Origin of the sequence: Streptomyces sp. NEAU-YJ-81 (genome assembly GCF_017592595.1) — a bacterium.
In the GTDB taxonomy this organism is placed as follows: domain Bacteria; phylum Actinomycetota; class Actinomycetes; order Streptomycetales; family Streptomycetaceae; genus Streptomyces; species Streptomyces hygroscopicus_B.
The window spans coordinates 40,432-59,247 of the sequence record NZ_JAGFNO010000031.1 but is presented as its reverse complement, the minus strand read 5'-3'; the positions used below and the strand labels follow the sequence as shown (position 1 = coordinate 59,247).

The 18,816-nt window shown below is 71.4% G+C and carries 18 protein-coding genes; 9 read left to right on the top strand and 9 right to left on the bottom strand.

What is annotated here, in order from left to right; genetic code table 11:
- The first annotated feature begins 155 nt into the window (after nucleotides 1-155).
- A complete protein-coding gene (locus J5X86_RS40810) occupies nucleotides 156-860 on the top strand; it encodes a response regulator transcription factor (RefSeq protein WP_208521684.1) in 705 nt (234 codons plus the stop codon).
- The gene (locus J5X86_RS40805) at nucleotides 860-2,272 is read left to right on the top strand and encodes a HAMP domain-containing sensor histidine kinase (RefSeq protein WP_208521683.1); all 1,413 of its coding nucleotides are present in this window, start codon (nucleotides 860-862) and stop codon (nucleotides 2,270-2,272) included. The genes J5X86_RS40810 and J5X86_RS40805 overlap by 1 nt, the downstream gene beginning before the upstream one ends.
- A 57-nt stretch (nucleotides 2,273-2,329) precedes the next feature.
- On the opposite strand, the gene J5X86_RS40800 is transcribed toward J5X86_RS40805, so the two are convergent.
- The 3 genes from J5X86_RS40800 to J5X86_RS40790 are packed head-to-tail and all read right to left on the bottom strand — an operon-like array spanning nucleotide 2,330 to nucleotide 4,304.
- A complete protein-coding gene (locus J5X86_RS40800) occupies nucleotides 2,330-3,148 on the bottom strand; it encodes an SAM-dependent methyltransferase (RefSeq protein WP_208521682.1) in 819 nt (272 codons plus the stop codon).
- Nucleotides 3,145-3,417, bottom strand: a complete 273-nt coding sequence (locus J5X86_RS40795) for a DUF397 domain-containing protein (RefSeq protein ID WP_243982778.1) — start codon at nucleotides 3,415-3,417, stop codon at nucleotides 3,145-3,147. Before J5X86_RS40795 ends, J5X86_RS40800 begins: the two co-directional genes overlap by 4 nt.
- A gap of 29 nt (nucleotides 3,418-3,446) precedes the next feature.
- Complete coding sequence (locus J5X86_RS40790) at nucleotides 3,447-4,304, bottom strand: helix-turn-helix transcriptional regulator (protein ID WP_308124869.1); 858 nt, start codon at nucleotides 4,302-4,304, stop codon at nucleotides 3,447-3,449.
- A gap of 222 nt (nucleotides 4,305-4,526) precedes the next feature.
- Here J5X86_RS40790 and J5X86_RS40785 point away from each other — a divergent pair, with 222 nt between their 5' ends.
- Complete coding sequence (locus J5X86_RS40785) at nucleotides 4,527-4,994, top strand: ATP-binding protein (RefSeq protein ID WP_208521680.1); 468 nt, start codon at nucleotides 4,527-4,529, stop codon at nucleotides 4,992-4,994.
- A 25-nt stretch (nucleotides 4,995-5,019) separates the two neighbouring features.
- Here J5X86_RS40785 and J5X86_RS40780 read toward each other — a convergent pair whose 3' ends face one another.
- Nucleotides 5,020-6,309, bottom strand: a complete 1,290-nt coding sequence (locus J5X86_RS40780; protein WP_308124868.1) for an MFS transporter — start codon at nucleotides 6,307-6,309, stop codon at nucleotides 5,020-5,022.
- Nucleotides 6,310-6,494: 185 nt separating this feature from the next.
- Complete coding sequence (locus tag J5X86_RS40775; RefSeq protein WP_208521678.1) at nucleotides 6,495-6,833, bottom strand: helix-turn-helix domain-containing protein; 339 nt, start codon at nucleotides 6,831-6,833, stop codon at nucleotides 6,495-6,497.
- Between the two features lie 140 nt (nucleotides 6,834-6,973).
- On the opposite strand from J5X86_RS40775, the gene J5X86_RS40770 reads away from it, so the two are divergent.
- Nucleotides 6,974-7,858 carry an NAD(P)-dependent oxidoreductase gene (locus J5X86_RS40770; RefSeq protein WP_208521677.1) on the top strand — a complete coding sequence of 295 codons (885 nt, stop codon included), beginning with the start codon at nucleotides 6,974-6,976 and terminating at the stop codon, nucleotides 7,856-7,858.
- Nucleotides 7,859-7,871: 13 nt separating this feature from the next.
- On the opposite strand, the gene J5X86_RS40765 is transcribed toward J5X86_RS40770, so the two are convergent.
- From J5X86_RS40765 to J5X86_RS40750, 4 genes are all read right to left on the bottom strand, one after another.
- Nucleotides 7,872-8,987, bottom strand: coding sequence for a DMT family transporter (locus tag J5X86_RS40765; protein WP_208521676.1), 1,116 nt, complete (start codon nucleotides 8,985-8,987; stop codon nucleotides 7,872-7,874).
- 97 nt (nucleotides 8,988-9,084) lie between these two features.
- Nucleotides 9,085-10,644 (bottom strand): bifunctional phosphatase PAP2/diacylglycerol kinase family protein, encoded by a 1,560-nt coding sequence (locus tag J5X86_RS40760; RefSeq protein ID WP_208521675.1) that lies wholly within the window; start codon nucleotides 10,642-10,644, stop codon nucleotides 9,085-9,087.
- Nucleotides 10,645-10,855: 211 nt separating this feature from the next.
- Nucleotides 10,856-13,186 carry a glycoside hydrolase family 95-like protein gene (locus J5X86_RS40755; RefSeq protein WP_208521674.1) on the bottom strand — a complete coding sequence of 777 codons (2,331 nt, stop codon included), beginning with the start codon at nucleotides 13,184-13,186 and terminating at the stop codon, nucleotides 10,856-10,858.
- Nucleotides 13,187-13,430: 244 nt separating this feature from the next.
- Nucleotides 13,431-14,027: a TetR/AcrR family transcriptional regulator C-terminal domain-containing protein gene (locus J5X86_RS40750; protein WP_208521673.1), complete on the bottom strand. Its 597-nt coding sequence runs from the start codon at nucleotides 14,025-14,027 to the stop codon at nucleotides 13,431-13,433.
- A gap of 128 nt (nucleotides 14,028-14,155) precedes the next feature.
- Between J5X86_RS40750 and J5X86_RS40745 the strand changes: the two genes are divergently transcribed.
- From J5X86_RS40745 to J5X86_RS40725, 5 genes are all read left to right on the top strand, one after another.
- Nucleotides 14,156-15,709: an FAD-dependent monooxygenase gene (locus J5X86_RS40745; RefSeq protein ID WP_308124867.1), complete on the top strand. Its 1,554-nt coding sequence runs from the start codon at nucleotides 14,156-14,158 to the stop codon at nucleotides 15,707-15,709.
- Between the two features lie 181 nt (nucleotides 15,710-15,890).
- Nucleotides 15,891-16,061: a hypothetical protein gene (locus tag J5X86_RS40740; protein ID WP_162953194.1), complete on the top strand. Its 171-nt coding sequence runs from the start codon at nucleotides 15,891-15,893 to the stop codon at nucleotides 16,059-16,061.
- Between the two features lie 279 nt (nucleotides 16,062-16,340).
- The gene (locus tag J5X86_RS40735) at nucleotides 16,341-16,868 is read left to right on the top strand and encodes a helix-turn-helix domain-containing protein (RefSeq protein WP_208521672.1); all 528 of its coding nucleotides are present in this window, start codon (nucleotides 16,341-16,343) and stop codon (nucleotides 16,866-16,868) included.
- A complete protein-coding gene (locus tag J5X86_RS40730; RefSeq protein ID WP_208521671.1) occupies nucleotides 16,855-17,574 on the top strand; it encodes an ImmA/IrrE family metallo-endopeptidase in 720 nt (239 codons plus the stop codon). Before J5X86_RS40735 ends, J5X86_RS40730 begins: the two co-directional genes overlap by 14 nt.
- Nucleotides 17,567-18,751 carry an MAB_1171c family putative transporter gene (locus J5X86_RS40725; RefSeq protein WP_208521670.1) on the top strand — a complete coding sequence of 395 codons (1,185 nt, stop codon included), beginning with the start codon at nucleotides 17,567-17,569 and terminating at the stop codon, nucleotides 18,749-18,751. Before J5X86_RS40730 ends, J5X86_RS40725 begins: the two co-directional genes overlap by 8 nt.
- Nucleotides 18,752-18,816 lie beyond the last annotated feature (65 nt).

Sequence of the window (18,816 nt, the reverse complement as noted above, 5' to 3'; positions counted from 1 at the left end):
TTGCATCCCCGGGGCGAGTTCCCCCCGGAACGTAACGGACACCTTGTCCGGGCCCGGTAAGCCCGTCGCGTGAAGAAGGTGAGAGCGGGGTAAGAAGCCCCGCTCAGGACCCCCGCCCGCGGCAGGCACCCCGGTGGCCTTGGCAGACTCGGGGTGTGACCAACACCGTGCTGCTCGCCGAGGACGACCGTGCCATCCGCCAGGCGCTGGACCGCGCCCTGACCCTGGAGGGGTACCGCGTCACCGCCGTGCCCGACGGGATAGAGGCGCTGGCGGCCGTCCACCGCGAGCGCCCGGACGTGGTCGTCCTGGATGTGATGATGCCGGGCGTGGACGGGCTCCAGGTGTGCCGGGTGCTGCGCGCCGAGGGGGACCGCACCCCCATCCTGATGCTCACCGCGCGGGTCGAGACCGCCGACCGGATCGAGGGGCTGGACGCCGGGGCGGACGACTATGTGGCCAAGCCCTTCGAGGTCGAGGAGGTCTTCGCCCGGCTGCGCGCACTGCTGCGCCGGGCCGCCCCCGCCGAACCGCCCGCGCCGGAGGACGCCGCCATCGACGGCGTGCTGGAGGTCGCGGATCTGCACCTGGACTCCTCGGCGCGCCGGGTCTGGCGCGGCGGTACGGAGCTGGAGCTGACCCGCACCGAATTCGACCTGCTGGAGCTGCTGGCGCGCAACGCGGGCATCGTCCTGGACCACACCACCATCTACGCCCGCATCTGGGGCTACGACTTCGGCCCCGGATCGAAGAACCTCGCCGTCTACATCGGCTATCTGCGCCGCAAGGTCGATCCGGAGGGGCGCACCCCGCTGATCCATACGGTGCGCGGAGTCGGATACACCCTGCGGGAGGAGTAATGGTGCGGTTTCCACCGCTCCGCCGTGGGCGGCCCAGTCTGCGGACCACCTTCGCGCTCTCGTTCGCGGCGGCGGCCTCCGTGGTCACCCTCCTGGTCGGCGGCCTCAGCTATGACGCGGCGGCCGGGCTGGTGCGGGTCGACCAGCAGTCGGCGTTCGACGATGTGATCCGCGATCTGCGCGGCGAGGTCCGCGGCGAGAAGGTGATCCTGCGGCAGTACCCCACCGAGTCCACCGTGCCCGTCCCGTACGACCTGCGGGACGATCTGCGCCGGATCAGCCGGATGGACGTCCAGGTGATCAACGGCAACGGCACGGTCTACGACGCGGGCAAGCCCCCGCTGCCGGTGACCGGCGACGACCGGATCACCGCCGCCTCCCGTACGCCGGGCACCGTCGTACGGCGCGAGATCGACATCGGCGGAGAGCAGTACCGCATGGCCACGGTGGCCGTGGGCGACGGTACCGGCGCGGTCCAGGTGGCCCAGCAGATCAGCGACACCGAGGATCTGCTGCGAGAACTCCAGAAGCGCACCGCGCTGTTCGTGGTCGCCGTCATCCTGGCCGCCGGACTGGCCGGCTGGTGGCTGGCCGGGCGGATCACCCGGCGGCTGGTGCGGCTGACCCGGGTCGCCGAGAGCGTGGCCGCGACCGGCCGGATGCAGGTGGCGGTGCCGGTCGCGGGGGACGACGAGGTGGGCCGCCTCGGGCGGGCCTTCGACGGCATGCTCGGCCGGCTCGCGCGCTCCAAGGACGACCAGCGGCGGCTGGTCGAGGACGCCGGGCACGAGCTGCGCACCCCGCTCACCTCGCTGCGCACCAATATCTCGCTGCTGCGCCGCTTCGAGGAACTGCCGGGGCCCGCGCGCGAGGATCTGCTGGCCGATCTGGCGGGGGAGACCCGGGAGCTGACCGACCTCGTCAATGAGCTGGTGGAGCTGGCGGCCGGGCAGCGGGACGACGAACCCCCTACGGAGGTCTCGATGGCGGACGTGGCCACCACCGCCGCGACCCTCGCCCGGCGCCGGACCGGCCGGGAGATCACCGTACGGGCCGAGGGCGACACCCGGCTGACGGGCCGTCCGGCCGCCTTGCAGCGCGCGATCTCCAATCTGGTGGAGAACGCCGCCAAGTTCGACCAGGACGGCACCGAGCCCGTCGAGGTGGTGATCACCGGCCGCCGGGTGGAGGTCCTGGACCGGGGCCCCGGCATCGCCGAGGAGGACCGAGAGCGCGTCTTCGACCGTTTCTACCGCGCGCCCGGCGCACGCAGCCTGCCCGGTTCGGGGCTGGGCCTGGCCATCGTGCGCGAGGTCGCCCTCGCACACGGCGGCACCGTCTTCGCCCGGCCGCGCCCGGGCGGGGGCGCGATACTGGGCTTCACGGTCGGCGACGGCACCGAGGCGCCGTGACACCGGGCCGTGAAGCCCGGCCGCGACGATCGTGCCGCTGGGGCTTCCCGGCTGCCGTTAGGACTTCCGGGCCACTCCCGCCCACATGTTGATGTCCGCGCTGCGGATGTGCTCCGGGCGGTCGCCGGGGTCCGGGTTCCAGTGGTGGGGCTCCGACACACCCGGGTCGACCAGCTCCAGACCGTCGAAGAAGCCCCCGACCTCGCTCTGGGAGCGGGTGGTGAAGGAGATGCCGCTCTCCTTGTAGACCTGGATGACGTTCCGCCAGGTCTCCGCCGAGAAGTCATGCGTGGAGTGGGTCAGCATCAGATAGCTGCCCGGGGCCAGGGGCGCCATCAGCTCGCGGATGATCTCGTACGGCTTGTCCTCCTCCGAGATGAAGTGGAAGAGCGCGTTCACGGAGATCGCCACCGGCTGGTCCAGGTCCAGCGTCTCATGCAGCTCGGGGGCGCTCATGATCCGCTGGGGATCGCGCACATCCGCCTGCACATAGGACGTACGGCCCTCGGGGGTGCCGATGAGCAGCGCCTGGGCATAGGCCAGCACGATGGGGTCGTAGTCGGTGTAGACCACCCGGGCCTCCGGGGCGACGCCCTGGGCGACCTGGTGGAGATTGGGCTCGGTGGGTATGCCGGTGCCGATGTCGAGGAACTGCCGGATCCCTGCCTCCCGGGCCAGCCAGCGGGTGGCGCGGTGGATGAAGGCCCGGTTGATGGTGGCGTTGAGCCGGACGGTCGGATAGACCTCCAGCACCCGCCCGGCGGCCTCCGCGTCGACCTCGTAGTGGTCCTTGCCGTTGAGGTAGAAGTCGTACATCCGAGCCGGGTGCGGCTTGGTGGTGTCGATCTGGTCAGGGGCGAGCCCGTAGTCGGTCACGCGGCCCTCCGTTCCGGTGCGGTACCCGCCGAGGAGGTCAGGTTGGGGTCTGGACGATTGAGCAGGAAGTCCGCGGCGCCGGCCTTGGCGCCCTGGATGAACCTCTCGATTTCATGGTGGGTGTAGATCAGGGCAGGGCCGTCCGGATCGGTCGACTGGCGCAGGGCGATCCGCCCGTCGTGCAGCCTCATGGCCTCCACGCACGCACCGCCGTTGGGACCGCTCCACGGCTTGGCCCAGCCTTCGGTCCCCAGATGTTTGGCCGGCATGCCGTTGTACACATGTACCTGATCCACAGTCAGAGCTCCTTGCGAATCCCACGGAGGAAACTCTCCGTGCGCCGCGCCGGTGTGGCCTGGGTGCCCATGCGGTCCAGGGCTTCCAAATAGGCGACCACATCGGAACGTTGGTCGAGATAGCCGGCGCCGGTCAGGCCCTCGGCGTAGACGATGTCCGGCAGTTCCGGGATCTTGAACCGGAAGAGCTGGAAGGGTCCGCCCATACCCGGGTGAGGGCCGGCGGAGAACGGCACCACCTGAAGGGTGATGTTGGGCTTCTGTGTCGCCTCGATCAGGTGGTCGATCTGGGCGCGCATCACCTGGGGACCCCCGATGGACAGACGGAGCACCGTCTCGTCCATCACCACCCACAGATGCGGTCCGTCCGGGCGGCTGAGCAGCTCCTGGCGCTCCATCCGCAGCGCCACCCGGCGGTCGAGCTCCTGGGCGGAGCCGTGCGGGAAGCCGATGGAGAGCAGCGTGCGGGCGTACTCCTCGGTCTGCAGCAGTCCGGGGATGAAATGCGGCTCGTAGGCGCGGATACGGCTCGCCACGCCCTCGAGGCTCACATAGAGACTGAACCAGTCCGGCAGCACATCGCGGAAGCGGTGCCACCAGCCGGGTCTGTTGGCCTCCTCGGCGAGCGCGAGGAAGGAGTCGATCTCTTCCTGTTCGGCGCCATAGGTCTGCAGCAGCTTCTCGACGTAGGGGAGTTTCAGGCCGACCTCGGCCTTCTCCATCCTGCGCACCGTGGTCTGGTTGACGTGCAGCGCCCTGGCAGCCTGGTCGTAGCTGACGCCGGCTTTCTCGCGAAGGTCCCGCAGCCTCATGCCGAGGACCATCTGCCCGACGGTCGGGGCAGATCGCGCTTCACCCACGTCGTACCTCCTGGGACGGTCTTGTCAGGATCAGTGTGCCACGTGCGAGGTGAGGGCAACAGAGTGCGCTGGCTATTCTGCATTTTGCAGATCGCGCCTTGCCAACTGATGCTCGCAGCAACGATAGTGACGGGTGTGACCAGTCCAACGTGGCTGCTGTGTCGCGCACTTGCGGCATTCACGTACGGCATTCACGCCCCCACATAGACGGACGGAAGGCACATGGCCGTGGCATTGCGTCAACGCTCGACGATGGCCCACCACCCGAACTCCGGGAGCGTTGACTCCGCCCTCCGTCAGGAGAGGTTCCAGCTGCCTGCCAGAGGCGCCTCGGTCGCCGTCGCCCGGCACCGGGTGTGCTCACGGGTGCTGGAGTGGGGCTTCGAAGAGGATCTCTGCGACGCCGCCGAGCTGGTGATGTCCGAACTGTTCACCAACGCCCTGGTGCACACCGGAAGTGAGCAGATCCTCTGTGTGCTGCGCGCCCATGAGCGGCGCATGCTCTATATCGAGGTCGCCGACCAGGGCGGCGGACCGGCCGTCCCCACGCCGAGGGAGGCCGGTCTGGAGGACGAGTGCGGACGCGGACTCGCGCTGGTCCGCGCCCTGGCCGACGCATGGGGGGACCGGCCGGGCGTGAACGGCGGACGGGTGGTCTGGGCTCAGCTGAGCGTGACCGCCGGCCGCTGACGCCGGGCCCGGCCCCTCGGCGCCGTCACACCGCCGTCGTCCGCTGCTTCCCCGGGGCGGCCGGGCCGTCCGCGCGGTCCCGGGAGAGGGCGGCGTCGCGGGTCTCCCGCATGGTGAGGTAGACGATGAGCGAGACGGCCGCACACGCCGAGACGTACCAGTAGTACCCGGACTCCGCACCGCCCTTCTTGAACCACAGCGCCACATACTCGGCGGTGCCGCCGAACAGCGCGTTCGCCAGCGCGTACGGCAGGGCCACCCCGAGCGCCCGGACATGGGTGGGGAACAGCTCGGCCTTCACCACCGCGTTGATCGAGGTGTAGCCGGTGACGATGACCAGCGCCGCGAGCGAGAGCAGCAGCGCTCCCGTGAAGGTGTCGGTGTGTGACAGCGCCGTCATGATGGGGACGGTGCCGAGCATCGAGCCGAAGCCGAAGGTGATCAGCAGCGGACGGCGCCCGATCCGGTCCGAGAGCGATCCGGCCAGCGGCTGCAACAGCATGAACAGGAACAGGGCGCAGAAGCTGACCAGCGACGCGTCCGACTTGCTCAGACCGGCCGTGTTCGACAGGTACTTGGTGAGATAGGTGGTGTACGTGTAGTACGCGACCGTACCGCCCATGGTCAGCGCGATGACGAGCGCCGCCTCCTTGCGGTGGCGCAGCAGCTCGGCCATCGTCCCTCGTTCGTCCTGGTGGGCGTCCTCCTCGGTGTAGACCTCGGTCTCCAGCAGATTGCGCCGCAGCCAGAAGACCACCGCCGCGCCCACGGCGCCGACGATGAACGGAATGCGCCAGCCGTAGGAGTGCAGCGCGTCATCGGACATGGTGTGCTGCAGCACGATCTGGAGACCGAGACCGATGAGCTGGCCCATCGTCATCGACACGTACTGGAAGCTGGAGACGAAGCCGCGACTGCCGGGCTGGGACGCCTCGGTGAGATAGGTGGCGCTGGCCGCGTACTCCCCGCCCACCGACAGACCCTGCAGCAGCCGCGCCACCAGCAGCACGGCCGCGCCGAAGTAACCGACCTGGTCATAGGTCGGGGCGATGGCGATGAGCAGCGCGCTGGCCGACATCAGCGTCACCGTCAGGGTGAGCGCCGCCTTACGGCCGCGCCGGTCGGCGAACCGGCCCAGCAGCCAGCCGCCGACGGGACGCATGAAGAAGCCGACCGCGAAGATCCCGGCGGTGTTGAGGAGCTGTGCGGTGTCGTTGCCCTTGGGGAAGAAGGCTCCGGCGAAGTAGGTGGCGAAACTGGCGTAGACGAACCAGTCGTACCATTCGACGAGATTTCCGATCGAGCCGCCGAACACGGCTCGCCAGGGTGTGCGCGTTTGGCTCCGGGGAGCGCTGTCGGTCACGGGGGCCTCCAAGTGAGCGGGGTGATCTCCACACCCCTACCCCGCGGAGGCCCGGTTGGAAAATACGCGCGACAGCACCGGTTGACGCCGATTCCCCGGCGGGGCCGCGGCTCCGGGCGGTGCGGCAGCCCTGGAAGTCAGCCCTGCCCCGTCTCCTCCTCCAGCACCGCCATCCGGCGCTTGCCCCACGCGCCCAGCGGGCCCAGTGCCGTATTCAGCTCGTCGCCCAGCCCGGTCAGCGAATACTCCACCTTCGGCGGCACCACGTCGTATATCTCCCGGTGGACGATTCCGTCCGCCTCCAACTCCCTGAGCTGCTGCGTCAGTACTTTTTCGGTCACGCCCGGAACCAGCCGCCGCAATTCCCCGAAACGGCACCGCTGGTGATTGAGCGCCCAGATGATCAGCACTTTCCACTTGCCGTCGATCACATCCACGGCCGCGTCCAGACCGCAGACATAAGGCTGATTCCGCATGGCCCCGCCCCCACTGACCTCAAGGTAAGTACGCACTCTTTAGTGGGTACTTGCCCACATTACCGCCGGGGAACGAGGCTGTGAGCGGCGCGCCGGACCCCTACGGACCAAGCGGTATCGAAACAACTGGAGCAACCGAGATGAGCGAAACCCCCGTGACGGTGCTGGGGCTTGGCGACATGGGCACGGCGCTGGCCCGCGCCCTGGTGACGGCCGGGCACCGGATGACGGTGTGGAACCGTACGGCCGCCAAGGCCGAGGCGCTCGCCGCCGAGGGCGCGCTGACCGCCGCCACGGCCGGTGAGGCCGTCGCGGCGAGCCCCCTGGTGGTGGTCTGCCTGCTGGACTACGACTCCGTACGGCAGGTGCTGGACCCGCTCGGGGACGCCCTGTCCGGGAAGGCCGTCGTCAACCTCACCAACGGCACTCCGCGGCAGGCCCGTGACCTGGCCGCATGGGCGGCCGGACACGGTGCCCAGTACCTCGACGGCGGCATCATGGCCGTCCCGCCGATGATCGGGACGCCCGCCGCCTTCCTCCTCTACAGCGGCTCACCGGCCGTCTTCGCGGCCCACCGCGCCGTGCTGGACCTCTTCGGCGAGAGCCACCATCTCGGCGAGGACCCCGGCCGCGCCCCGCTGTACGACCTCGCCCTGCTCAGCGCGATGTACGGAATGTTCTCGGGCGTGCTGCACGCCTACGCCCTCGTGCGGTCGGACGGTGTGGCGGCGGCCGATGCCGCCCCGCTGCTGGGGCGCTGGCTGACCGCCATGTCCGGGGCCGTGGACGGCTACGCGCGGCAGATCGACTCCGGTGACCACGCCACCGGGGTGGTCTCCAACCTCGCCATGCAGTCGGCCGCGTTCGTCAACTTCACCGGCTCCGCACGGGACCAGGGCATCAGCCCCGAACTGATCGCCCCGATCGGCGACCTCATGGCCCGCCGGGTCGCCGACGGCCATGGCCATGAGGGCCTCTCGGGGCTGGTGGAGCTGCTCGGCGCGGGACGGCCCGGCGCCGTGTAGGCGAGGTTGCCGCCTAGGCGTGGTGCTGCAGTACGGCCTCGCCGCATTCGGGCAGGCGCGGGCCGGGGTCGTCCTCGCTGGTGGGCTGGCGGGGGATCGGCTGGGGGAGCAGGAGCGGGGTACCGGGCTCGGCGGGCCCGGCGGGGGCGTCCGGCACCGCGTGCGGGCCGGATCCGCCGGGCCCCTCCGGATCCTCCGGCCCGCCGCCCCCACCGGTGGCGTCGTGCCCGTCGTGTCCGGGGGCGGCCGGGGCTTCGGCGACCGCGACCGGGTCCTCCCCCGCGGCTGCTTCGGTCTCGGCCTCCGCCTCGGCGTTGTGCACCGTCAGCATCACCAGGCCGGTGCTCGCGACGAGGGCCGCGACCAGGGCGAGCAGGGTGCCCGGCGTGCCGTGCCGGAAGTTCTCGCCGAGCGCCGCGATGCCGACGGCGGTGGCGACCACGGGGTTGACCACCGTTGCCGTCGCCAGCGGCGAGGCCAGCCCGGCGCCCCGGTACGACGCCTGGGAGAGCAGCACCCCGCCCGAGGCCAGCAGCCCGATCGTGACCAGGCCGGGCAGGGCGTCCTGCCACGCGTCCCAGGTCCACTCCACGGCCACGTTCTTGGTGACCACCGACGAGACACCGAAGGCCGTGCCCGCGGCCGCCGCCAGCAGCACACTGCGGATGACGGGCGACCGCATCAGGCGAGCCGCCCCGGCCAGCACGGCGATGGTGGCGACCGTGATCACGATCAGCCAGACGCCCTCCTGCTCGGCCAGCGACTGGGCCCGCGAGGTGCCGGTCAGGGAGAGCAGCCCGGCGAGCCCCGCGGTCGCCAGCAGCGCGCCCCGCCAGCCGGATCCGCCGACCCGGCGGCGGACGAATATGGCCGCCATCGGCAGGGCGAAGACGATCGTCAGAGCCCCTAGGGGTTGCACCACGCTCAGCGGGCCGTAGGCCAGGGCGATCACATGGAGGACCGCGCCCGTACCGTTGAGGGTCACGGCGGCCCACCAACTCCCGCGCCGCAGCGGAGCGGCGGCGAGGCGCGGCGTCGTGGCCGCGACATGCTCCTGGAGTATGGCTCCGGCGGCGTAGCAGACCGCCGAGACCAGGGCCAGCAGCACAGACAGCGCAAGGGAGGTCACGTCGCGGCCCCCTGGGCCGATCGGTCGTCGTCCATGCCCTCATCCTTGACGGTGGGAGGCGCCCCCGTCGTCGTCCTTGAGCACAGATTTCCGAGTACTACTTGCGTAGTAGAGACCTCCACCAATGGGGGGCCTTCGCGGCGGCCGTACGGGCCCTTTGGAGCAGCTCGTTCTGCGGCTCGGCGGGGCGGTACACGGTGAGCGCCCCGGGCCACTTGTCGATCAGCAGCTCCTCCGCGGGGTCGGCGGCGACCTCTCCATCGTAGGCCCGGCTGTCCACTGCGTGGAGGCCCGACAGCCGCAGTTGGCGCATGCGCCGTGTCGTGTAGACACGGGACCGCCCGAGCGTGCCGGTGAGCGCCGAGATCAGCAGCCGGGTGCGGGCCAGCCGCTCCTCGCCGTCGATCGCCCGCACATCGAGTAGCCCGTCGTCGAGCTGCTGACGGTAGGTGGGCGCGAATCCCTCGGGGGAGTAGATGCCGTTGCCGGCGAACAGCATCCACAGCCGCCGCGGTCGCCCGTTGACCTCGACCTCCATGGGGCTCGCGGTGCGCAGCACCCGGGTGAGCGCGACGGCGGCCGCGGGCCACTTGCCGAGCCGGCCCTCCATGCTCTCCCGGATCCGCACCAGTTCCGGGTAGAAGCCGATGCTGAAGGTGTTGACGAACTGGCTGGTCGCACCGCCTCCCACGAGGGGGGTGGCGCGGCCGAGGTCCACGGCCACGGCGTCGCCCTCGGCCACGGCGTGGGCGGTGTCCTCGAAGGCCGGTACGCCGAGGTCCAGCGCGAAGTGGTCGAGGGTGCCGCCGGGAAACACGGCGAGCGGCAGCCCGCGTTCGGCCGCGATCGTGGCGGCGGCGTTGACGCTGCCGTCCCCGCCGCAGATGCCCAGCGCCCCGGCCCGGTCGGCGGCGCGCCGGGCGGCCTGCCGGAGCAGGTCGATGAGGTCGTCGTCGGGCCCGCACTCCAGGATCTCCGCGGCGGGCAGCAGCACCTGCAGTTGCTCGGCGACCGTGAACCCGCCGGTGGGGGTGGCCATCCCGGCCCGCTGGTTGACCAGGACCACCAGCCCTTCGCCCTTGGGCAGGGCGGGCGCCGAGATCCGCGGCCGGGCCTGCGCCGGGGCCTCGGGGCGTGGCGGCCAGTAGCGGCAGGTCAGCGCGGCGGCTCCGGCGCCGAGGGCGATTCCGGCCAGCACATCGCTGGGGTAGTGGACGCCCACGTACACCCGGGAGGCGGCGACGGCGGCGGCGAGCGGGGCGACCATCAGGCCGTACCGCGAGGACTCCAGGGCCACCCCGGTGGCGAAGGCGGCGGCGGAGGCCGAATGCCCGGAGGGGAAGGAGCTGGTCCAGGGCTGCCGGCGCAGTCGGCGGACCAGGGGCACCACGTCCGGGACCGGACGCTTGCGTGCCACTGTCCACTTGACCACGACGTTCGACACGAGTGAGGCGGCGGCGAGCGAGCCGATCCCGCGCAGCGCGGCCCGCCGCGCGGTACGGCCGCCGACCGTGGCGAGCACCCCGGCCGTGCCGAACCACAGCCGGCCGTGGTCGGCGGCCCGGCTGAGCCGGGGCAGCAGCGGATGGGCGCCGCGGAGCCGGCTGTCCGCGACCCGCGCGAACAGCCGGCGGTCGAAGTCACTGATGCGTCTCATGCGTGATGGGTATCCCGGAACCGCGGTCGGCAGTCGTCATTGGACGGCGACCGGGCCGAGCCGGACCGTTCCATCGACGGGACCGTGCCGTCGAACCGGACCGCGTCATCGGACCGATCCGGGCCGACTGGGCCGATCCGGGCCGACTGGGCCGATCCGGGGCGGCCGGGCCCGGCTGGGAGATCGCTGCTGGGAGATCCTTGCCGGGGGATCAGGACGCGGGGAGCCCCCAGCGCGGCGCCGGCTCGCCTGCCTCGACCGGGCGGACCGTCAGGTCCGGGCGGTCGCCGCGGGCGGTGATGATCGCCTCCTGGCCCCTCCTGAGCGCGATCCGGATCGTTCCCGCGCCCACCGTCTCGTACGGCAGCCGCCGCCCCCGCGCGTCCCGCACCTCGATCGGCCCGTCGAGGGAGTGCCGTACGACACAGGGCGCGCCCGCCTCGCTGCGCAGCCGCACCCAGCGGGTACGGCCGTCCTCGCGGGCGGCGCTCAGCAGGAACGCGCCCTGGGTGCGGAAGTCGTGGACCACCAGCTCACGCCAGGCGGCGGGCAGCGCGGGGAAGATCCGGATCAACCCGCCCCAGCTCTGGCACACCATGTCGTGCAGCGACTGCGCGGCGGACAGCGGAGTCTCGATGACCGGGCCCGACTCCTTGTACATGGTGTTCGCCTGGATGAAGCGGCTCATCAGCTCGCCCAGGTACTTCAGCGCGTCCTCACCACGCCCCATCTGCGCGGACATCGAGGCGGCGCCGGTGAAGGTGTAGCCCTGGAGCGCGCCCTCGAAGCCGACCCAGTGGTTGAGGGAGGTCTCGATCAGCTCGCGCTTCGCCGGGTCCTCCCAGGTGACCTCGTAGAGCGGATAGACGGCGAGCATATGGGAGTAGTGGCGGTGGGACTTGGCGAACGGAACACCCGCGCCGATCATGAAGCCGTTCTCGTCGACGGGGTACGGCGTGAGCTTGGCCAGCACCTCCCGCCAGCGCGGCGCGGCGGGATCCTTGACGCCGAGCTGCCGGGCCGAGTCCAGCAGGGTGGCGCAGCCCCAGCGCAGCAGCATCAGGTCGTAGTTGCAGTCGGGCGCGTTGACGCCGTACTCGGGCGAGAAGGTGGCGGGCAGATGCAGCTTGCCGTCGCTGCCGGGGGTGAGGAAGTGGAGGTAGTAGGCGATGGCCTTGCGCAGCAGCGGATAGACCACCTCGCGCAGCACCGACTCGTCCATGGTGTGGCGGTAGGTCAGCCAGACGTTGTGCAGCGCCCAGGTGAGGTTGCCGACCTCGGGGGTGGGCGGGTCCTGGCCGGGAATGCCGACCGCGTAGCCGCCGTTCGCCGCGTCGCCGCCGTTGACCAGGTGGATGTCGGTGGTGCGGGGGATGCCCGCCGAGTCCTTGCGGTACGGGGTGTCGAGCTGGTTGGAGAGGTTGTCGCGGAATTCGCCGAGCGCCCGGGTCACCGCGTCGAGTTCGAGGTGATTGGAGCCGTGGATCAGCCAGTACTCGAGCTGCACATTGAGGTTCCACCAGGTCGCGGGCCACGGGGTGGACTCCAGCCAGGGGCCCGAGGTGGCCATCACGGGGGCGTCGGCGCGCGCGGCCGCGGCCACCTTGTAGAGCTGGATCCAGTAGAAGCGCTGCAGCCGGGCGTCGGGGAGGGAGAGGAAGCTCTTCCGGTAGTACGCGTGCCACCAGGCGCGATGGCTGGGCGCGAGGACGTCGTAGGAGAGCGCCGAGGCGAACCGGATGTCCTTGAGCGCACGGTCGCGCGCGGTGCGCCGGGGGTGGGAGTGGGCCACGGTGACGTACAGCGTCCGCCGCCCCGCGTGGGTCCGCTCCCGCCAGGCCGTCACATGCTGTCCGCCGGCGAGCAGCGGCTGCACGGCGGCCTGGATGCCGTGGTGGTCCTCGACGACGGCCGGGGGGTTGCCGGTGTAGCCGTCGGGGACCGGTTTGAAGGCGACCCGCGGGCTGATGGCCTCGGCGGGGTGGAACACCCAGCGGAACGCGGCCTCTCCGGCGCTCGGGGTCACCTCGATGGCCAGCAGGGAACGGGAGTTGTGGACGAGGGCGCGCAGGCGGAGGGTGCCCTTGTCGGTGGTGATGGTCCCGGTCAGCTCGGCGTCGCGCAGCCGCAGCCGCCAGTCGATGGCGGTGATGGCCCCGACCGGCTCCAGGGTGAAGTACCCGATGGGCAGCCGGGCGAGCCCGAAGAGGGAGCCGAACTCCGGCCGGTGGTCCTGGACCTCGCTGTGCTGCACATTGAAGCGCACCGCGTTCGCGTCGCCCGGTTCGGCGTAGATGCCCGAGCCGAGCAGGGCGTTTCCGAGGAAGGGGCCCTCGTACCAGGTCTGCGGCATCTTCTGCCACACCATGTCGGCGTCGGCGAGGACCGTGGCCCAGGGGTCCCCCGCGGGATGGGCGGCCACGGCCGCGGCGGGGGCCTGCGGCTCGGCGGCGTGCGCGGTGGCCGGGCCGGCGAGTCCGGCGGCGGCACCGGCGGCCACGGCGGTGCCGACGACTGTCCTTCGGGTGGGTGCGGATGACATGACGCTCCAGGGGATGTGAACCGGGTGCGGGCGATCTTCTGCGGGGGCAGCAGCGGGCGGTCACGTACATGCCTGAGGTTCCACGATCTGAACCCCCGCGGGCATGATGCAGCCCGCGTGGCGGAACCGGAACCCCTTGTGCGTCATAAACATCGGATGGACGGCGAGCAGTCGTGGGGAAAATGGCGCCTGTGCGGCGGCAGACGCGGTAAGACCTCGGACCTCCCGGCCCTGGGTGAGCCGGTTACGCGCTCGCTTCCCGCCCCCTGACGATCAGCCCGACGCCGTGCTGGAAGCGGTGCTCGAAGTCGCCGAAGTGCTCGGCGACCGCGGCGAGGGCGGGGAAGCGCTCGGCGGTGGCCGCCCGCAGCAGCGGCTCCATTCCGCCGAGGCCCTGGGCGGCCTGTTCCTCCTGGGTCAGGCCGAGCGTGAAGTAGACCAGCGACCAGGTCCGCCAGCCGGCTTCGGCGGGGCTGTGGCCGCCCCTGAGGAACGCGCCGGTCAGGGCCTCCGCGAGGCGCAGGGTGTGCTCCTCTGCGACATACGTCCCGGCCACGACCCGTGCGCCGTCGCGGCGGGAGAGCAGCGCGGCGCGATAGCGGTGGGCCAGGGTGCACGCCCGGTCGTCCCAGGGGTCCGGGAGCGGCGCGTCGGTGCATCCCTCGAGCATCGTGTCGGCCATCAGCTCCAGCAGCCGGGGCTTGCTGGAGGCGTGCCAGTAGACGGTGTTGAGCTGCACGCCCAGCCGCTCGGCCACCTTGCGCATCGTGAGCTTGTCCAGCCCCGCCTCGTCGAGCAGTTCCAGCGCCGCCGTCACCACGGCCGTGCGGTCCAGGCCCATGCCACCGATCTCCTTCGCTTGCCTCTTGATCCGGGATCAAGTCTACTGGGGGCGGCTTATTGATCCTGGATCAAGAGAGGGATCAAGGAGCGGACCGAGAGACAAGATCGAGAGACAAGGGAGATGGTGTGGTGAACGACGTCGTCGTGGTGGGGGCCGGACCCGTGGGGCTGCTGCTCGCCGCCGAACTGCGGCTGGTGGGTGTGGGCGTCACCGTGATCGAGCGCGCCGCCGCCCGCAGCCCGCACTCCAAGGCGCTGACCCTGCATCCGCGCACCCTGGAGGTGCTGGCGATGCGCGGTCTCGCCGGGCCGTTCGTCCGCGAGGGCGTTCCGATGCCCACCGGGCACTACGGCGGGCTGCCGGTCCGGCTGGACTTCTCCGTGCTGGACACCCGATTCCCGTACACGCTGGTCCTGCCGCAACTGCGCACCGAGCAGCTGCTGGAGGAGCGGCTGCGGGAGCTGGGCGGGGAGATCCGCTGGGAGCACCGGGCGCTGGAGGTGCGCCAGGACGCGGACGGCGCCGAGGTGGACGTGGCGGGCCCCGAGGGGGCGTACACCCTGCGCGCGGCATGGGTGGTGGGCTGCGACGGGGCCGGAAGCACCGTACGGAGCTCCGCCGGTATCGACTTCCCCGGCGCCCTGGCCACCACGACCGGCTTCCTCGGCGATGTGGTGCTCGACGCGCCGCCCTCGGTCCCCTCGGTCGACAATGAGCACGGGGGCTTCCTGGTCGTCCCGCTGGCCGACGGACACCACCGCATCGCGGGCTCCACCGGGGAGTCCCTCACCGTCCCCGCCGATCAGCCGCTCACCTTCGACGAGCTGCGCGGATATGTGCGCCAGGTCGCGGGCACGGACTTCGGGATGCGGGCGCCCCGCTGGCTGTCCCGGTTCGGCAACGCCTCCCGGCAGGCCGCCCGCTACCGCGACGGCCGCATCCTGCTCGCCGGGGACGCGGCGCATATGCATATGCCCATGGGGGGCCAGGGCCTGAACGTGGGGCTCCAGGACGCCTTCAACCTGGGGTGGAAGCTGGCCGCGGTGTGCCAGGGCCGCGTCCCCGAGGGGCTGCTGGACACCTACCACGCCGAGCGCCACCCCGTGGGGGCCGCGCTGCTGGAGAACACCCAGGCCCAGACCGTGCTCGGCGCCACGCACACCGCCGACGGGCGCGCCCTGCGCTCGGTGTTCGGGCGGCTCCTGGCCGCCCACCCGGCGGTGAACCGGCAGTTCGCCGGGGAGCTCTCCGCGCTCGACGTGGCCTACCACCCGGCGGTGGGGAAGTCGGGCGAGGCCGGGGAGACGGGGGAGCCGGGAGGGGCCGGGGAGACGGGGGAGCCGGGAGGGGCCGGGGGCGGCCACTCGCTGGCCGGCAGCCGCGCCCCCGACCTCGGGCTGGACGGGGCGCCCGAGCCCAGCCTGTACCCGCTGCTGGCCGACGGGCGCTTCGTACTGCTCCACCTCGGCCCGGGCGGCGATGCGGGGCATGCGGCGGCCGACGGCCCGGGTGCCGCCGACGCCCGCGCCGCCGCCGAGGCGATCGACGGGCGTCCGGACCGGATACGGGCCGTGACCGCGCGCCCCACCACCGCCCATGACGGCTGGGCGGGCCGGAGCACGGTGCTGGTGCGCCCGGACGGCCATGTCGCCTGGGATGCCGCGCTGTCCAGCAGGTGAGACGAGTTCGGTGGGACCCGTACGTACCAGCTCACCATGGACGGCTCCGCGCGGCCACCGGGCGCGGAAGGGGGTCCCGGCGACGGCTCGTTGTCCAGTCCCTGAGAATCGACGCGCGGACCGTTCAGACGCTGGTTAATCTGACGACAGATCCGGTTCAGCCGACACGAGGGAGTGTGCGGTGACCCCCGAACAAACACAGAGCGACGACGCGCGCGCCGATAACAGCGGGCGGTTCGTGCAGGCCGTGGAGGTGGGCAGTCTGGAAGTATGGGCGCGTTCCGCGCCGATCCGACTCGCCGGTTACGAGGACGACCTCGCCGAACCGCACATTCTCCAAAGCGTGGACTGAGCGCCCGGCGCATGCGCTGAGAGCGAGGGAGGACACCGGCCCCTCGGCCGCGGCCGCTGGCAGCAAGCGGACATCGCGGCCGTCGGCCGACCTCCTCCCTCGCCTGATCGATCACCCTCTTGGCCCAGCTACCAACTGGTAGTTAAGTCGGCCGCCCCCACGATTCGGCACCGGACTGGTGTGCTGTGCGATGGACATGGCAGGATGCGTCGCGCGGCATCGTCCGCCTTAACCAACCGTGAGGGTGTTCGAGCCCGGAGCAGCCGTGAGGGGGCGCAGATGGCAGCGGGTGCCGACAGGTCACCGGACGCCGCCGACAGCCCGCTGGCGGACCGGCTCAACTACCTGTTCACCACCATGCACCCGCCGGGCGCGCCGTACACCAACGCCTACGTCGCCGAGGAGATCAGCGGTGGCGAGGAGTACGGCGGGGTGAGCGTGACCGAGCAGTATCTGTCGATGCTGCGCAACGGCAAGCGCACCAATCCCAGCCCGGACGTGCTGCGGGCGCTCGCCAAGTTCTTCGCCGTGCCCGTCGGTTATCTGCTGGGCGACCTGTCGCCTTCGCAGGCCGAGCGGGTCGAGGAGGAGGTGCGGTTCCTCGTCGCGATGCGCGACAAGCGGGTCCGCAGCATCGCGCTGCGCTCCGTGGGCCTCCCGCCGGAGGTCCAGGACAGTCTCACCACGATCATCTCCCAGTTCCGGCAGCAGATGAACCTTCCGCCCGAACCTCCCGGTCCGAACGGGGCCGCCGGAGCGGACGGTTCGGGCGGTCCGGACGGCGAGGCGACGAATGGCCGTCGATGACCCGGAACTGTTCTCCTCCTGGCGGCGGACCGGATACGAGGGTGGTGCAGGCATGCGAGTGGGCCGGATACGGCGGCAGTGCAAGCAGCTCATCAAGGAGCTCGGGCTGCCCGCCTCGACCGACCTGCCCGGTCTGTGCGACATCGTCGCCCGCCGCGTCGGACGCCCCGTCCACCTGGTGCCGATGAGCCTGGGCGGTGTGGTCTCGGGCATGACCGCCTCCACCGACGAGGACTACTGGATCTTCTACGAGGTCCGGACGTCCCCCTGGCACCAGATCCATATCGTGCTGCATGAAATCGGCCATCTCCTGCTCGGACACGAGCAGGACCCGGCGGTCACCGAGGAAGCACTGCGGATGTGGACGCCGTCCGTCGATGTGACCACCGCGATGCGCCGGCTGGGGATGACCCCGGACTTCGCCCGCCACCACTGCTACGACAACCTCACCGAGCGCGAGACCGAGGTGCTGGGCACGCTGCTGATGGAGCATGTGGTGCCGACCTCGCCGGACCACGGGCTGCCGCTTCAGGGCCGGGCGGCCGAACTCGCCGCGGCTCTCGGCCCGGCGCTGCGCCACGTGCGCACCGACCGCGCCGACAGTGCCGACCGCACCGACAGTGCCGACCACGTCCACGGGGCCGACCGCACCGGCGGCGCCGACGGTGGCGTACGCGGTGAACCGGGCGGTGACACCGGTGTTTGACCTCGTGTATCTCTGCTTCGGCGCCGCCGCCTGGACGATGGCCGGCTACAAGGCCCGGGCCTGGTTCCGGGACCGCGCCAACGCCGATCTCGGCCTGGCCTGTGTGATGACCGCGGCCGTGGCGAATGTGTTCCTGCTCTCCGCGCCCAGCGTCTACCGCTGGTTCGACGGCCTGGTGGGTGTCGCCAATCTCGCCATGGTCTTCCTCTACTCCTCCGTCGTGCTGTTCGCCACCGGCGCCCTGGTGCTGCTGCTGCGCTGGACGGGATCGGCGGTGCGGCCGGTCGTGGTGGTCGCCGCCGTGGCCGTGGCATGGACCGTGGCCATCGTCGGCTTCGCGGTCGGCCGCCCGGACGCGGTCGAGCACCCCCGCGACTTCAGCACCGCCTATGCCGACGCCCCCGGGGTGGTCCTCTTCCTGGTGCTGTATCTGGCCATTTTCGGAGCCGGTCTGGCGGGGCTCGGCATCCTCTGCCCGCGCTATGCCGCCAGCCTGCGCGGCTCATGGCTGGCCCGGGGGCTGCGGGTGCTGGCCGCCGGATGCTGGCTGGGACTGGCGTACTGCGCCTGCAAGCTGATCGGTTTCGTCTTCTCCTGGGCGGGCCGTGAGCTGTACTGGCTCTCCAACGGGGTCGCCCCGCTGACCGCGTCGGTCGCGGCGCTCCTGGTGCTGGCCGGCTTCGCCATCCCCGCCGTTGGGCCGCGGGCCTCCGCGTGGCGCCGCTTCCGGCGGCTGCGGCCGCTGTGGCGGGAGGTCACCACACAGGCCCCCGAGGTGTCCATGGGCCACTCCCGCTGGACGGGCTGGTGGCCGTTCGCGGACCTCGAGTGGCGGGCCAACCGTCAGATGGCGGAGATCCGCGACGTACAGCGCGGCGTACGGCGCCATGTGGAGGCCACCGTCCTGGAGATCGCGCATGTCAAGGCCGGCGCGGCGGGACTCGACGATTGGCAACTTGCTGCCGTAGCGGAAGCAGCGGCGCTCAGACGCGGTTTGCTGAATCAAGCAGCGGGACATGTGCCGGAGTCCGCGGCGGACAGCGTGGTGATGACGACAGGGGCCGAACTGGTGGAGGAGCACGAGCATCTGGCCCGCGTCGCCGACGTCTATCACCTGCCGCTCGTGGACGAGGTGCTCGCGGAACTGAGGGAGGAGACCGCCGCCCAGCGGCGGTGAGCGGGGGATCACAGACGAGGTGGCCCTGGACGGGGGTCGGGGCCGCCCGTGGCACAGGCGGCGCC